Source organism: Rhodosalinus halophilus (assembly GCF_003298775.1).
Lineage (GTDB): Bacteria > Pseudomonadota > Alphaproteobacteria > Rhodobacterales > Rhodobacteraceae > Rhodosalinus > Rhodosalinus halophilus.
Genome location: NZ_QNTQ01000005.1, coordinates 24813 through 37407 on the forward strand (window position 1 = coordinate 24813; position 12595 = coordinate 37407).

The 12595-nt window shown below is 70.6% G+C and carries 16 protein-coding genes; 4 read left to right on the plus strand and 12 right to left on the minus strand.

Annotation, left to right across the window (positions count from 1 at the left end; all coding sequences use genetic code 11):
* Positions 1-306 precede the first annotated feature (306 nt).
* Positions 307-1542, plus strand: coding sequence for a urate hydroxylase PuuD (locus tag DRV85_RS05295; protein ID WP_113288410.1), 1236 nt, complete (start codon positions 307-309; stop codon positions 1540-1542).
* 240 nt (positions 1543-1782) lie between these two features.
* Here the strand turns inward: DRV85_RS05295 and ureG are convergent, their stop codons facing one another.
* From ureG to DRV85_RS05355, 12 genes are read right to left on the minus strand one after another with little or no spacing between them, the layout of a single operon-like run.
* Positions 1783-2415, minus strand: a complete 633-nt coding sequence (gene ureG, locus DRV85_RS05300; protein WP_113288411.1) for an urease accessory protein UreG — start codon at positions 2413-2415, stop codon at positions 1783-1785.
* Positions 2412-3059, minus strand: coding sequence for an urease accessory protein UreF (locus DRV85_RS05305; protein WP_113288412.1), 648 nt, complete (start codon positions 3057-3059; stop codon positions 2412-2414). The genes ureG and DRV85_RS05305 overlap by 4 nt, the downstream gene beginning before the upstream one ends.
* A complete protein-coding gene (locus DRV85_RS05310) occupies positions 3043-3492 on the minus strand; it encodes an urease accessory protein UreE (protein ID WP_113288413.1) in 450 nt (149 codons plus the stop codon). Before DRV85_RS05310 ends, DRV85_RS05305 begins: the two co-directional genes overlap by 17 nt.
* Entirely contained in the window at positions 3489-4070 is a 582-nt protein-coding gene (locus tag DRV85_RS05315) for a hypothetical protein (protein ID WP_113288414.1), read from the minus strand. Before DRV85_RS05315 ends, DRV85_RS05310 begins: the two co-directional genes overlap by 4 nt.
* 7 nt (positions 4071-4077) lie before the next feature.
* The gene (gene ureC / locus DRV85_RS05320; RefSeq protein ID WP_113288415.1) at positions 4078-5787 is read right to left on the minus strand and encodes an urease subunit alpha; all 1710 of its coding nucleotides are present in this window, start codon (positions 5785-5787) and stop codon (positions 4078-4080) included.
* A gap of 50 nt (positions 5788-5837) precedes the next feature.
* Positions 5838-6239 (minus strand): lysozyme inhibitor LprI family protein, encoded by a 402-nt coding sequence (locus DRV85_RS05325; protein ID WP_113288416.1) that lies wholly within the window; start codon positions 6237-6239, stop codon positions 5838-5840.
* Positions 6223-6618, minus strand: coding sequence for a carboxymuconolactone decarboxylase family protein (locus DRV85_RS05330; protein WP_113288417.1), 396 nt, complete (start codon positions 6616-6618; stop codon positions 6223-6225). The genes DRV85_RS05325 and DRV85_RS05330 overlap by 17 nt, the downstream gene beginning before the upstream one ends.
* The gene (locus tag DRV85_RS05335) at positions 6618-7442 is read right to left on the minus strand and encodes a cyclase family protein (RefSeq protein WP_113288418.1); all 825 of its coding nucleotides are present in this window, start codon (positions 7440-7442) and stop codon (positions 6618-6620) included. Before DRV85_RS05335 ends, DRV85_RS05330 begins: the two co-directional genes overlap by 1 nt.
* A gap of 29 nt (positions 7443-7471) precedes the next feature.
* On the minus strand, positions 7472-7777 hold the full coding sequence (locus tag DRV85_RS05340) for an urease subunit beta (RefSeq protein WP_113288419.1): 306 nt from the start codon (positions 7775-7777) through the stop codon (positions 7472-7474).
* A gap of 3 nt (positions 7778-7780) precedes the next feature.
* Positions 7781-8350, minus strand: a complete 570-nt coding sequence (locus DRV85_RS05345; RefSeq protein WP_113288420.1) for a HupE/UreJ family protein — start codon at positions 8348-8350, stop codon at positions 7781-7783.
* A 13-nt stretch (positions 8351-8363) separates the two neighbouring features.
* Positions 8364-8666, minus strand: a complete 303-nt coding sequence (locus tag DRV85_RS05350) for an urease subunit gamma (RefSeq protein ID WP_113288421.1) — start codon at positions 8664-8666, stop codon at positions 8364-8366.
* Positions 8667-8670: 4 nt separating this feature from the next.
* A complete protein-coding gene (locus DRV85_RS05355; protein ID WP_113288422.1) occupies positions 8671-9474 on the minus strand; it encodes an urease accessory protein UreD in 804 nt (267 codons plus the stop codon).
* A 350-nt stretch (positions 9475-9824) separates the two neighbouring features.
* On the opposite strand from DRV85_RS05355, the gene DRV85_RS05360 reads away from it, so the two are divergent.
* The 3 genes from DRV85_RS05360 (at position 9825) to DRV85_RS05370 (ending at position 12578) form a co-directional block, all read left to right on the plus strand.
* A complete protein-coding gene (locus DRV85_RS05360) occupies positions 9825-10826 on the plus strand; it encodes an ABC transporter substrate-binding protein (RefSeq protein ID WP_233495407.1) in 1002 nt (333 codons plus the stop codon).
* A 49-nt stretch (positions 10827-10875) separates the two neighbouring features.
* Positions 10876-11715 carry an ABC transporter ATP-binding protein gene (locus DRV85_RS05365; protein WP_113288423.1) on the plus strand — a complete coding sequence of 280 codons (840 nt, stop codon included), beginning with the start codon at positions 10876-10878 and terminating at the stop codon, positions 11713-11715.
* A gap of 101 nt (positions 11716-11816) precedes the next feature.
* Complete coding sequence (locus DRV85_RS05370) at positions 11817-12578, plus strand: ABC transporter permease (RefSeq protein ID WP_113288652.1); 762 nt, start codon at positions 11817-11819, stop codon at positions 12576-12578.
* The last annotated feature ends 17 nt before the right edge of the window (positions 12579-12595 follow it).

The following is a 12595-nucleotide window of genomic DNA, read 5'->3' on the forward strand; positions in this document are numbered from 1 at the left end:
CGGGGCGCAGGGCGGCCGCGCCCGGCAAGCGAGCGCCGAGGGCAGTGCGGCACGGGCCGGGCGCAGGACCGGCGGTGACGCGGGGCAGGAGGAGGGCCGGCGCGCGCAGGCGATCTCTGCGATGCGCCCGCGCGGGTCGGCGTCCTCCAGGACGGGACACGACGGCCGGGCTGGCGGGGGCGGCAGGCTGCGCCGCGACACGGTCGCGAACGCGCCAGCGGCGCCCTTGCCGGTCGCGGGCGGCGCGTGCTGCCCTTTCCTCGGGGCCTGTGCGCCGCTATCGGAGGGGTGAGAGAGGACGCACGCATGCAGGATTTCGCCATTCTCTGGGACTGGGCCGGCTTCGCGATCCGCTGGCTGCACGTGATCACGGCCATGGCCTGGATCGGAACCTCCTTCTACTTTATCGCGCTCGATCTGGGGCTGACCAAGGCGCGCGGCATGCCCGAGGGCGTGACGGGCGAGGAATGGCAGGTGCATGGCGGCGGCTTCTACCACATCCAGAAATATGCCGTCGCGCCCGAGCGGATGCCCGAGCATCTGACCTGGTTCAAATGGGAAAGCTACGCGACCTGGCTCTCGGGCGCGGCGCTTCTCGCGGTGCTCTACTGGGCCGGGGCGGAGCTCTACCTGATCGACCCCACCAAGGTGGAGCTCTCCGTCTGGCAGGCGATCGCGCTCTCGGCCGGCTCGATCGCCGTCGGCTGGGTGGTCTACGACGCGCTGTGCAAGTCGCGGCTCGGCGAGCGGCCGACCATGCTCATGCTGATCCTCTTCGCGCTGATCCTCGCCATGTCCTGGGCGCTCGACCAGATCTTCACCGGGCGCGCGGCGCTGCTGCACCTGGGCGCCTTCACGGCGACGATCATGACGGCGAACGTCTTTCTGGTCATCATGCCGAATCAGCGGGTGGTGGTGGCCGATCTGAAGGCCGGGCGGACGCCGGACCCGAAATACGGGCAGATCGCCAAGCTGCGCTCGACGCACAACAATTATCTCACGCTGCCGGTGATCTTCCTGATGCTGTCGAACCACTATCCGCTCGCCTTCGGCACCGAATGGGCCTGGCTCATCGCGGCGCTGGTCTTTCTGATGGGGGTGACGATCCGGCATTATTTCAACAGCATGCATGCGCGGCGGGGCCGCCCGAACTGGACCTGGGCGGCGACGGCGGTGATCTTCGTCGCGATCGTCTGGCTCTCGACGGAGCCCATGCGCGGCGACCTCGCGGCCGAGGCCGCAGGGCGGGCGCCGACGCCCGCAGAAGCGCGTTTCGTCGAGGCGGCCGGGTTCGAGACGGCGGAGACCGTGGTGCTGGGCCGCTGCTCGATGTGCCACGCGCGCGAGCCGGTCTGGGCCGGCCTGCGCGTGCCGCCGGGCGGCGTGGTGCTGGAGACGCCCGCCGACATCGCCCGGCATGCGCGCGAGATCTATCTGCAGGCGGGGGTGAGCCACGCCATGCCGCCGGGCAACCTGACGTGGATCGAGGCGGAAGAGCGCGCGGCGCTGGTGAACTGGTATCGCGCCGCGACCGGGGGGTGAGGCGGTGGCGCGGGCGGAAGGGGGGCTGTCTGCCCCCCTCTTGGCCTTCGGCCAATTCACCCCCCGAGGATATTTGACCCAAGAAGAAGGTGCGGGACGCGCAGCGGGCCGGCGGTGCCTTCCGTGCAGCGGCGCGGGTCGCGTCGCAGGGCGGAGCGCCGGGATTGTCCGTCTCGGGCCTGTCGGCGTTTCAGGGACGTCGCGACATGCACGGGTTGGCGCGGGCGGATCCGGGCACCGTCAGCCGCGGGAGGCGGCGGCGGGCGCGCGGAGCCCGCCGAGCGCGCGCAGGATGGCGACGGCCTCTGCCGCGCCCTCGCCCTGGCGGAGCGCGGCGAAGACGGTGGGGCGGCCTTCGCGCGACTCGGCCGCGTCGCGGCGCATGAGGTCGAGATCGACTCCGACGTATGGCGCGAGGTCGGTCTTGTTGATCACCAGCAGGTCGGACTTGCGCAGCGCGGGGCCCTTCTTGCGCGGGATGTCCTGTCCCATGGCGACGTCGATCATGTAGATCGTCAGATCCGCCAGTTCCGGGCTGAAGCTGGCGGCGAGGTTGTCTCCGCCGGATTCGATCAGCACCACCTCGAGGTCCGGGTGGCGGCGTTCGAGTTCCGCCACCGCGGCGAGGTTGATCGAGGCGTCCTCGCGGATCGCGGTGTGCGGGCAGCCGCCGGTCTCGACCCCGATGACGCGGCTTTCGGGCAGGATCTGCCGGCGCAGGAGCGCCTCGGCATCCTCGCGGGTGTAGATGTCGTTGGTGATCACGCCGATGGAGTGGTCGGGCGCGAGCGCGCGGGCGATCTCGGCGGTCAGCGTTGTCTTGCCGGCGCCGACGGGGCCGCCGATGCCGATGCGGAGGGGGCCGTTCATCATGAGCGAAAAAGCCTCGGTTGCAGGGTTTCGTGGCGCATGGCGGCGATGTCGGCCGCCCATGCGGCGGAGGAGAGCTCGTCGCGCCCGCGGCTTTCGGCCTCGTCGGCGAGGCGGGCGCAGAGCGGCGCGAGATGCGCGACTGCCGCCTGTGCCTCCGTCTGGCCCAGCGGGACCAGGCGCTGCGCGGCGGAGGAGAGGCTCGCCGTCACGGCGTGAAGGTAGAGCGCCAGCGTGTCGGGGAGCGGCAGGCCCATGAGCGCCGCGGCGCGGCCCACCGCGACCGGGTGGGTCAGCGGCGGGAGGTCGAGGCCCCAGACGGCGGCGGTGGTGCGCGCGAAGGCCGCGCCCTGCTCCGCCGTCTCGGCGAGGCGTTCGGCGGAAGGGGCGAAGGCGCGCGCCTCGGCGTCGAGCGCGGGAAGCTCCTCCGGCGCGGCGCGGTGGGCTTCGGCGAGGAGCACCGCGTCGGTGCGACCGAGCCCGTGCTCTAGCACGTCCGCAAGCCAGGCCTCGAAGCTTTCCGCATCCGCCACGCGCCCCCCGGCCACCTCGGTCTCGAGCCCGTGCGACCAGGCGAAGCCGCCCGTGGGGTATGCGGGCGAGAGCCACTGCGCGAGGGTGAGGCGGGCGTCAGTGGCTGTGGGCATGGGTGCGTCCGTGACCGTAAGCGCCGCCTTCGGGCGTGAAGGGCGCCTCCACCTCGCGCAGGTCGGCACCGAGTTTCGCGAGCATTTCCTGCAGGACGTGATCGCGGCGAATCAGCAGATGATCGGGCGCCACCTGGCAGGGCGTATGGCGATTGCCGATGTGCCAGGCCAGACGGGGCAGATCGCCGCGGACCTCGCAGAGCGGCTCGGGCGCGGCGATGACCTCGATCAGCCGACCGTCCGACAGCTCCAGCGCATCGCCGTGGTCGAGCGACACGGTCTGCGGCAGATCGACGAGAAAGGACATCCCGCCCCCCGTTTCCAGACGCTTGCGACGCAGGAAGCGCGACTCGTAGTCGAGCCGCACCCAGTCGGCGGGGCCGTGCCAGTGCCCCTTGCGATGCAGGGTCTGTGCGAGCGGAAGATTAGTCATTCCAGCGCCTCGATGCCGAGATAGTCGTAGCGTTCCTCGCGGCGGGCCCAGGTCGTGCGCGCGAGATAGGACAGCCCCAGTTCCGGCAGGTAGTGGATGAACTCCACCGTATCGTCCGCGGCCTGGGGATAGCGGATTTCCACCGGTATCATGACGTAGGTGCAGGGGCCGAAGCTGACCTGCGTCTCCGCCCCGTAGCTGTAGCGCTGCGGCTCGACCATCAGGTCACCGTCCTCGGAGACGGTCACGCGCGTTTCCCAGACCGCGCCGGCCACCGGGCGCGGCATCCTGCCGGGCTCGACCTCGAAGGTGTAGGTGGTCCGCGAGGGCGGCACCAAGGCGCCGTCCTGGATGTCGGCCACCTCGATCATGTAGAGCCCCTGCGCCAGCAGAACCTGGCGCACGGGGCCGCCCGCGATGGCGTAGGTCGCGGCAACGACATTTGGGCCGTGCCGGCGGAACGTCTCGGTCTCGCCGCCAGCGATCTCGAAACGGATGCCGTGTTCGAGCGCATCGCCGCCCGGGCAGGCCCCGGCGGCCGAGGACAGAAGGGCGAGAACGAAGGACAGGCGCAGCATCGGGACCTCAGAACAGGAAGTACCGCTGCGCCATCGGTACCACGTCCACGGGCGCGCAGGTGAGAAGCTCGCCGTCAGCGCGGACCTCGTAGGTCTCTGGGTGCACCTCCATCGCGGGAAGCGCGTCGTTCAGGATCAGGTCGCGCTTGGTGACGCCGCGGATGCCGCGCACGGGCGCCGTGTCCTTGGCGAGGCCGAGGGTCGCGCGGACGCCCGCGGCCTCGGCCGCCTGGCTCACGAAGGTGATGGCGGAGCGCTCCACCGAGCGGCCGTAGGCGCCCCACATGGGGCGGGTGTAGACCGGCTGCGGCGTGGGGATCGAGGCGTTGGGATCGCCCATCTGCGCACAGGCGATGGTGCCGCCGAGGAGCACGAGATCGGGCTTTACCCCGAAGAAGGCCGGCGACCAGAGCACCAGATCGGCGCGCTTGCCCTCTTCGATCGAGCCGATCTCGTGGGCGATGCCGTGCGCGATCGCGGGGTTGATGGTGTATTTGGCGACGTAGCGGCGCGCGCGGAGGTTGTCGTTCTCGCCCGTCTCCTCGGCCAGCCGCCCGCGCTGCTTCTTCATCTTGTCGGCGGTCTGCCAGGTGCGCAGGATCACCTCGCCCACGCGGCCCATCGCCTGGCTGTCCGAGGCGATGATGCTGAAGGCGCCCATGTCGTGCAGAATGTCCTCTGCCGCGATGGTCTCGCGCCGGATGCGGCTCTCGGCGAAGGCCACGTCCTCGGGGATCGACTTGTCGAGGTGGTGGCAGACCATGAGCATGTCGAGATGCTCTTCGATGGTGTTCACCGTGAAGGGCCGCGTGGGGTTGGTGGAGGAGGGCAGGACGAATTCCTCGCCGCAGATCTTGATGATGTCGGGGGCGTGGCCGCCGCCCGCGCCTTCCGTATGGAAGGCGTGGATCGTGCGGCCCTTCATCGCCGCGACGGTGTTCTCGACGAAGCCGCTCTCGTTCAGCGTGTCGGTGTGGATCATCACCTGAATGTCGTGATCGTCGGCGACCGAGAGGCAGCAGTCGATGGCGGCGGGCGTGGTGCCCCAATCCTCGTGCAGCTTGAGCGCGCAGGCGCCGGCCTCGACCTGTTCGACCAGCGCCTGCGGGAGCGAGGCGTTGCCCTTCCCCGCGAAGGCGAGGTTCATCGGAAAGGCATCGGCGGCCTGCAGCATCCGCCCGATGTGCCACGGCCCCGGCGTGCAGGTGGTGGCCATCGTCCCAGTCGCCGGCCCGGTGCCGCCGCCGAGCATGGTGGTGATGCCGGAGTGCAGCGCGTCCTCGATCTGTTGCGGGCAGATGTAGTGGATGTGGCTGTCGAAGCCGCCGGCGGTCAGGATCTTGCCCTCGCCGGCGATCGCCTCGGTCCCGGGGCCGACGACGATATCGACGCCGGGCTGCACGTCCGGGTTGCCGGCCTTGCCGATCTTCGCGATGCGCCCGTCCTTCAGCCCCACGTCGGCCTTGTAGATGCCGGTGGCGTCCACGATCAGCGCGTTGGTGATGACGGTGTCGACGGCCCCCTCGGCGCGGGTGGCCTGCGCCTGTCCCATGCCGTCGCGGATCACCTTGCCGCCGCCGAACTTCACCTCCTCGCCGTAGGTGGTCAGGTCGCGCTCGACCTCGACAAAGAGCTCGGTGTCGGCAAGCCGCACGCGGTCGCCTGTGGTGGGGCCGAACATCGCGGCGTAGTCGGATCGCGGAATGCGGGCGGGCATGGACGCTCCTTTTCTGGTGCGCGCCGCCCCGGCGGTGCGGCGCCGCGGTTTCAGTTCACCTCGCCGAAAAGGCGCAGATCCGCCGTCCGCTGCCGGGTCAGCCGCTCGCGGCAGGCATAGACCAGCATCGGCGCCATGCTGCCGCCCCAGGCCATGTGGCTCTCGGCAGCGCAGGCGAGGTCGCGGAAGTCGATCCAGACGCGCTGGGCGCGGCGCAGGTCCTCTTCGATGTCCACAGGCGCGTCGGCAGGCAGCGCCGACTGGATCGCCCGCGCCTGTTCGACGGCCAGGCTCCAGGCCAGGTTCAGGTCCTCATCGGCGCGCAGCCACGCCTGTTCCGCGCAGAAGGTCAGCTCGATCTGCGTCACAGCCTCGGCGCAGTTCACCTCCTGCGCCGCGACAGGCGTCGCCAGCAGGAACAGGGCAAGCGCGGCCTCAGACCTGAAACGCATCGTCCACCTCCACCTGCATCGCCGTGACGAGGCCGTTGGTCTGCATCGCCATGCCGATCACCGCCAGAAGCTCGGCGTGCATCTCCTCGGTCATGCCCTTCGCCTTGGCGGCGGCGGTGTGGGAGTGGATGCAGTAGCCGCAGGAATTGGCGGTGGAGACGGCGAGATAGACCATCTCCTTGACCAGCGGGTCGAGCGCGCCGGGCGCCATCACGGCCTTCAGCCGGTCCCAGGTCGCGCGCAGCTGCGCCGGATCGTGCGCCAGCGCCCGCCAGAAGTTGTTGACGTACTCCGTCCCCCGCGCGGCGCGGATCTCCTCGAAGACCTCGACGGCCTCCGCCGAGAGCTCGTCATCGGCCATGAGTCGGACGGTCGCCATCAGACGAGCCCCATGATCCGCGCGGGGCCGCCGGTGCCGTCCTTGACCTTGGGCGCGCCGACCATGAGCGTCGCGCCGGTCTCCGGCATCCGGTCGAGCCCGGCGAGGCATTCGATCCCGTAGCGCCCCGCAGGCAGCCAGGCGTAGTGCGTGGCGAAATCCGTCGAAGGCCCGTAGTCGAGCGAGAGGGTGTCCACCGCGATCGCCGCCGCGTTCGTCTCGTCCAGCAGCATCTGCACCGCCTCGACGTGGAAGCCCGGGAAATGCATCGTTCCAGGCCGCGCCGAATCGGCGTTGCGGAAGCCGTCGGTGCCGACCTTTTCGGCCCAGCCGGAGTTCATCGCCACGCAGGCGCCGTCGGGGATCGGTCCGTTGCGTCCGATCCAGGCCCGAAGATCGTCCGGCGTGACCTGCGAATCCGGGTTCTCGGAAGCCTTGGCGCGGATATCGACGACGCAGAGCGGACAGGCGAGGTTTTCCACGGGGATCTCCGCCACCGACTGGCCGTCCGCGCTGAAATGCAGCGGCGCGTCGATATGGGTGCCCGTGTGCTCGTTTATCGACAGGACGTAGAGGTTGTAACCATCGCCGTCGAAATCGAACTGCTTGTCGTAGCTGATGCCAGGCGAGCCGCCGAAGGTCGGAAACGCGGCCGAAAGCTCATGCGTCATGTCCACGACCTGCCGCGCCGGCTGCGCCAGAACCGGTCGGGGTGCCGCGCTCATGCCCGCCGCCGCGGCCGTCGCCGCCGCCGCGCCAGTGAAAAAGCCGCGCCGGCTGAGCATCTTCTCCTTGACCGAGTTGACCACGCAAATGTCGCACATCGGGTATCCCTCCCTGTTGCAATGGCTGCTCAGAGGTCTCCCATCACCTGCCCGTTGAAGCCGTAGACGCGCCGCGCTCCTGCATAGGGGATCAGCGTCACTTCCCGCGTCTGGCCCGGCTCGAAGCGTACGGCGGAGCCGGCGGCGATGTCGAGACGCTTGCCGCGCGCCGCCGCCCGGTCGAACTCCAGCGCCGAGTTCGACTCTGCGAAGTGGTAGTGACTGCCCACCTGCACCGGGCGGTCGCCGGTGTTGGCCACGCGCAGCGTGACGGTCTCTCGGCCCGCGTTGAGCTCGATCTCGGCGTCGGGGGTGAGGATCTCTCCGGGGATCATGGCTCAGACCCCCGCCGCGAGCGCCGCGCCCGCCGCGGCGACGAGCCCGCCCGCGACGTGCGGTGCCGCCCGGCCGGCACGCAGCAGCGCGACGCCGAGTATCAGGCCCAAGACATGCAAGGCCGCGGTCGTCGCCGCGAAGCCCGCCAGATAAGGCAACGCGCCCGCCGCGCCCATCTCTGCCCCGTGGGCGTGCCCGTGGAAGAGCGCGAAGGCCCCGACCAGGGCCGCGCCCGCCACCGTCGGCAGCCGCAGGCCAAGTGCTACGACAAGGCCCAGAACCACCACCGAGGCGAGGATCGCGGGCTCCACCAGCGGCAGCGCCAGACCGCCGAGCGCCAGTGCGAAGCCAAGCACCATCACGCCCACGAAGGCCGCGGGCACCGCCCAGAGCGCGCGCCCGCCCAGCATCCCGGCCCAGAGGCCCACCGCCACCATCGCCAGCACGTGGTCTGCGCCGAAGATCGGATGGGTCGCGCCGGCCAGGAAGGAATTGTGCTCCAGCGGCGCGACATGGGCCAATGCGGGGCCGGCGGCCAGCGTCAGCGGCAGGGCGGCGATCAGGCGTCTCATCGGCAGTCTCCTCTCAGCGGATGGGGTTGTGGACGGTGACGAGCTTGGTGCCGTCGGGAAAGGTGGCCTCGACCTGCACCTCGGGGATCATCTCGGGCACGCCCTCCATGCACATCTCGCGGGTGACGACCTGCGCGCCGGCCTCCATCATCTCCGAGACGGGGCGGCCGTCGCGCGCGCCCTCCACCACCGCGTCGGTGATCAGCGCGATCGCCTCGGGGTGGTTGAGCTTCACGCCGCGGGCGAGGCGGCGGCGCGCCACCTCCGCCGCCATGGCGACCATCAGCTTGTCCTTCTCGCGGGGGGTCAGCATCATCGCGTCAAAGTCTCCAGGCTCGGGGCAGGCTGTCGTCGGTCAAGAGGTCGAGGATCGGCAGGAGCGCGCGGCGCAGCCCCTCGCCGTCGGGCGCCAGCAGGCGCAGGGCCAGAACGTCCGGCGCGAGCAGGCTCGCGCCGCCGGTCTCGGGCAGGTGCGCGCGCACCTGCGGCAGCGCGGCCTCCGCCGTGTCCGCGACGAGCACGAGCGCCGCCATCGCCCCCGCCCCGCGCGCGATGCCCGGGCGCGCCAGCGTCGCCGCGATGTCGCCCGAAAGATGCACGCCGTCGCGGTAGATCGGCCCCCCCGCGCGCGTGATCGTGACGTGGTCGCGGAACTCACCGGAGGTTAGCCGCTCGCCCATGGCCGCGCGGCCGAAGATCAGCGGTTCGCACATCAGGAACCGCGCGCCGGGGGCGAGGTCGATCTCCAGCCGCCGCTCGAGCGCCGCGCCGTCGTAGAGGATCGTCTCCTGCGGCAGCCAGGCGAGCCGGGCGCCCGCCGCCGCCGAGAGCCGCACCGAAAGCCGCCCCGGCGGCCCCGGCGGCGCGCGGTAGGCGCGCTCGCAGGCCTGCGTGGACAGGGTGAGCGCCGCGCCCGCCTCCGCCGCGGCCTCGACCGAGAAGCGGTCCCCGCCGGTGACGCCGCCCGCCGTGTTGACGAGCACCGCCTCCACCGCGCCGCCGGGGCGCACGCGCGGGAAGACCGCGCGCAGCGAGCCGGCGTGCCGGAAGGTGGCGAGCGCGCTGCCGCCGCGCGCCGCGCGCACGGAAAACCGCACCGCGCCGCGCGCCCGCGGTGGCTGCACCGCCTCCCTTGCCCCCGGGGCAACTGTTTCCGGCACCTGAAGAATCTCTCCCGCCTCCTGTGTCTCCGGGCGCGGCGGGCCGCCCGCCGTATCCGCCCGGACAGGCGGCCCTGCGCGTCCCGGCGCCGATCAGAGGGAGGCCCCCCGCCCGTGTCCAGCGCGGCGCCGCCCGATCCTTCATGAAATGCCCTTGCGGCGCCCGCTTTCGCGGCGGGTTGCCCAAAACTTCGGCAGATTGTTTGATAGCACCGCCCGGGGCGGACGCTCCGGCGATTCCCCGGTGGCCTTTCGGCGCCGGGCACGCGAGTCGGGCGAGAGACCCGACCCCCACAGCAGGAGAGGTGCCACCCGTGTTCATTCGTCCGATCCTCACCGCCGCCGCCACGCTCGCCGCGGGCGCAGCCGCGGCGCAGACCGAGATGCCCTTCGCCCTCGACTGGAAGTTCGAGGGACCGGCCGCGCCCTATTTCGTCGCCATAGACGAAGGCTACTTCGCCGATGCGGGCCTCGAGGTGGAGATCACCGCCGGGCAGGGCTCGCTCGACGCGATCCCGAAGGTGGCCACCGGCGCCTTCCCGGTGGGCTTCGCCGACATCAACTCGCTCATCAAGTTCCTCGACCAGAACCCGGGCGCGCCGGTGACGGCCGTGATGATGGTCTACGACAAGCCGCCCTTCGCGGTCGTGGGCCGCAAGAGCCAGGGCGTCGAGGCGCCGAAGGATCTCGAGGGCCGCGTGCTCGGCGCGCCGCCGCCGGACGGCGCCTGGGCGCAGTTCCCGATCTTCGCCGCCGAGAACGACCTCGACATGGAGGCGATCACCGTGGAGCCGGTGGGCTTCCCCACGCGCGAGCCGATGCTCGCCGAGGGCGAAGTGGACGCCGTCACTGGCTTCTCGTTCTCATCCTTCCTGAACCTCGTGCGCCTCGGCGTGCCAGAGGACGATATCTCGACCATCCTGATGGCCGACCATGGCGTTCAGCTCTACGGCAACGCGATCATCGTCAACACCGACTTCGCCGAAGAAAACCCCGAGCTGGTCTCGGGCTTCCTGTCGGCGGTCGCGCAGGGCTGGACCGACGCCATCGCCGACCCGGCGGCCGCGATCGAGAGCCTGATCGAGCGAAACCCGGCCGCCGACGCGGAACTGGAGCAGCGCCGCCTGCAACTCGCCATCGACGCCAACGTGGTGACCGACTGGACGCGTGCGAACGGCATGGGCGTCATCGACCCGGCGCGCATGGCCGAGGCTCTCGAGCAGATCAAGCTCACCTACGAGTTCCAGAGCCCGCCGCAGGCAGCGCTCTATTTCACCGACGACTACCTGCCCGAGGGCGGATTCCCGCTGGAGTGACACGGCCAGCCGCGGGCAGAACCGCCCGCGGCCATCCCCCGGAGGACGCTTGGAAAAGCTCATAGACATCCGCGGCGTGCGCCACACCTTCCGCACGCGCACCGGCTTGCTGCCCGTGCTCGACGGGCTCGACGTCGCCGTGGACGAGGGCGGCTTCACCGCCGTCGTCGGCCCCTCGGGCTGCGGCAAGTCCACGCTGACGCGGCTGATCGCGGGCCTGCTGATCCCGGACGAGGGAGAGGTGAACGTTCATGGCGAGCGCATCACCGGGCCGCGGTCGAACGTCGGCATGGCCTTCCAGAACCCCGTCCTGCTCGAGTGGCGCACGATCCTCAGGAACGTGCTGCTGCCGCTCGAGATCGTACCCACGAAACTTCCGAGAAAGGAGCAGGAGGCGCGCGCCCGCCGCCTGCTGTCGCTCGTCGGCCTCGAAGGCTTCGAGGACAAGCGTCCCTCGGAGCTCTCGGGGGGGATGCGCCAGCGCGCGTCGCTCTGCCGGGCGCTCATCCACCAGCCCGAGGTGCTGATCCTCGACGAACCCTTCGGCGCGCTCGACGCCTTCACGCGCGAGGATCTCTGGCAGACCATGCACGAGGTGAAGCGCCAGGAGCCCTTCACCGGCGTGCTGATCACCCACGACCTGCGCGAGGCGATCTTTCTCGCCGACCGGGTGGTGGTGCTCTCGGGGCGGCCAGCGCGCACGCAATACGTCCTCGAGGTGCCCGATACCGGCCCGCGCGACCTCGACCACCTCTACACGGCCGAGGCGGCGGAGATGCTCAATCTCCTGCGCCATCAGATCGAGATCGCTCAGGGCCGCGCGCCCGCGGAGACATCCGCCGAGGCGCCCGCCCCGCCGCCGGGCGCCGCCGCCCGCGGCATGCACTGAGACAGGAGGCCCGGTTGACCGAGACGACCACCGCCCCCACCCCCGTCACCCGGCCCGAGGAGATCGCCCGCCCCTCGCTCGGCCGCCGCGTCGCCGGCGCGCTGGGCAGCCGCGCGGTTCTCGCGCCGATCATCGCCACCCTCGTGCTGATCGCGTTCTGGGAGGCGCTGGTCTGGATCAACGGCTGGCCCAACTACGTGATGGCCTCGCCCTCGGACCTCGTGCCCGCCTATGCGCGCTACTGGGAGCTCTTCCTCGTAATGGGCTGGCAGACGCTCTGGCGCACGGTGCTGGGCCTCGTGCTCGCGGTGGTGGTGGGCGTCGGCCTCGGCATGATCATGGGCTTCTCGCGCACCATGCGCGATGCGCTCTATCCCCTTCTCGTGGGCTTCAACGCCATCCCCAAGGCGACCGTGGTGCCCATCGTGGCGCTCATGTTCGTGGGCGCGCATGACTTCAACACGGTGCTCATCGCCTTCATGATTTCCTTCTTCCCGATCGCCGTCTCGGTCTCGATCGGCCTGTCGACGCTCGAGCCGGAATACCGGGACATCCTGCGCTCGCTCGGCGCCTCGCAGTCGACGATCTTCTGGAAGATCGCGCTGCCCAAGACCCTGCCGGAGTTCTTCGGCGCGCTGAAGGTCGCCGTGACGCTCGCCTTCATCGGCACCAACCTGATGGAGATCGTCTCGCCCCACGGCCGCGGGCTGGGCGCGCTCTTCGATTCGGGCAAGACGAACTCGGACTATCCGCTGATGTTCGCCGTGCTCATCGCGCTCGCCTTCCTGGGTATCCTTCTCTACTACATCGTCATCGTGCTGGAGAAGATCTTCGCCGGCTGGGCCGAACGCAGCCCGACCTGAGGCGCCAGCGCCATCGC

What these genes read in the sequence shown, in the direction of transcription:
- DRV85_RS05295 (WP_113288410.1), top strand. Translation starts at nt 307, where the DNA reads ATGCAGGATTTCGCCATTCTCTGGGACTGGGCCGGCTTCGCGATCCGC.
- ureG (WP_113288411.1), bottom strand. Translation starts at nt 2,415, where the DNA reads ATGATGAACGGCCCCCTCCGCATCGGCATCGGCGGCCCCGTCGGCGCC.
- DRV85_RS05305 (WP_113288412.1), bottom strand. Translation starts at nt 3,059, where the DNA reads ATGCCCACAGCCACTGACGCCCGCCTCACCCTCGCGCAGTGGCTCTCG.
- DRV85_RS05310 (WP_113288413.1), bottom strand. Translation starts at nt 3,492, where the DNA reads ATGACTAATCTTCCGCTCGCACAGACCCTGCATCGCAAGGGGCACTGG.
- DRV85_RS05315 (WP_113288414.1), bottom strand. Translation starts at nt 4,070, where the DNA reads ATGCTGCGCCTGTCCTTCGTTCTCGCCCTTCTGTCCTCGGCCGCCGGG.
- ureC (WP_113288415.1), bottom strand. Translation starts at nt 5,787, where the DNA reads ATGCCCGCCCGCATTCCGCGATCCGACTACGCCGCGATGTTCGGCCCC.
- DRV85_RS05325 (WP_113288416.1), bottom strand. Translation starts at nt 6,239, where the DNA reads ATGCGTTTCAGGTCTGAGGCCGCGCTTGCCCTGTTCCTGCTGGCGACG.
- DRV85_RS05330 (WP_113288417.1), bottom strand. Translation starts at nt 6,618, where the DNA reads ATGGCGACCGTCCGACTCATGGCCGATGACGAGCTCTCGGCGGAGGCC.
- DRV85_RS05335 (WP_113288418.1), bottom strand. Translation starts at nt 7,442, where the DNA reads ATGTGCGACATTTGCGTGGTCAACTCGGTCAAGGAGAAGATGCTCAGC.
- DRV85_RS05340 (WP_113288419.1), bottom strand. Translation starts at nt 7,777, where the DNA reads ATGATCCCCGGAGAGATCCTCACCCCCGACGCCGAGATCGAGCTCAAC.
- DRV85_RS05345 (WP_113288420.1), bottom strand. Translation starts at nt 8,350, where the DNA reads ATGAGACGCCTGATCGCCGCCCTGCCGCTGACGCTGGCCGCCGGCCCC.
- DRV85_RS05350 (WP_113288421.1), bottom strand. Translation starts at nt 8,666, where the DNA reads ATGATGCTGACCCCCCGCGAGAAGGACAAGCTGATGGTCGCCATGGCG.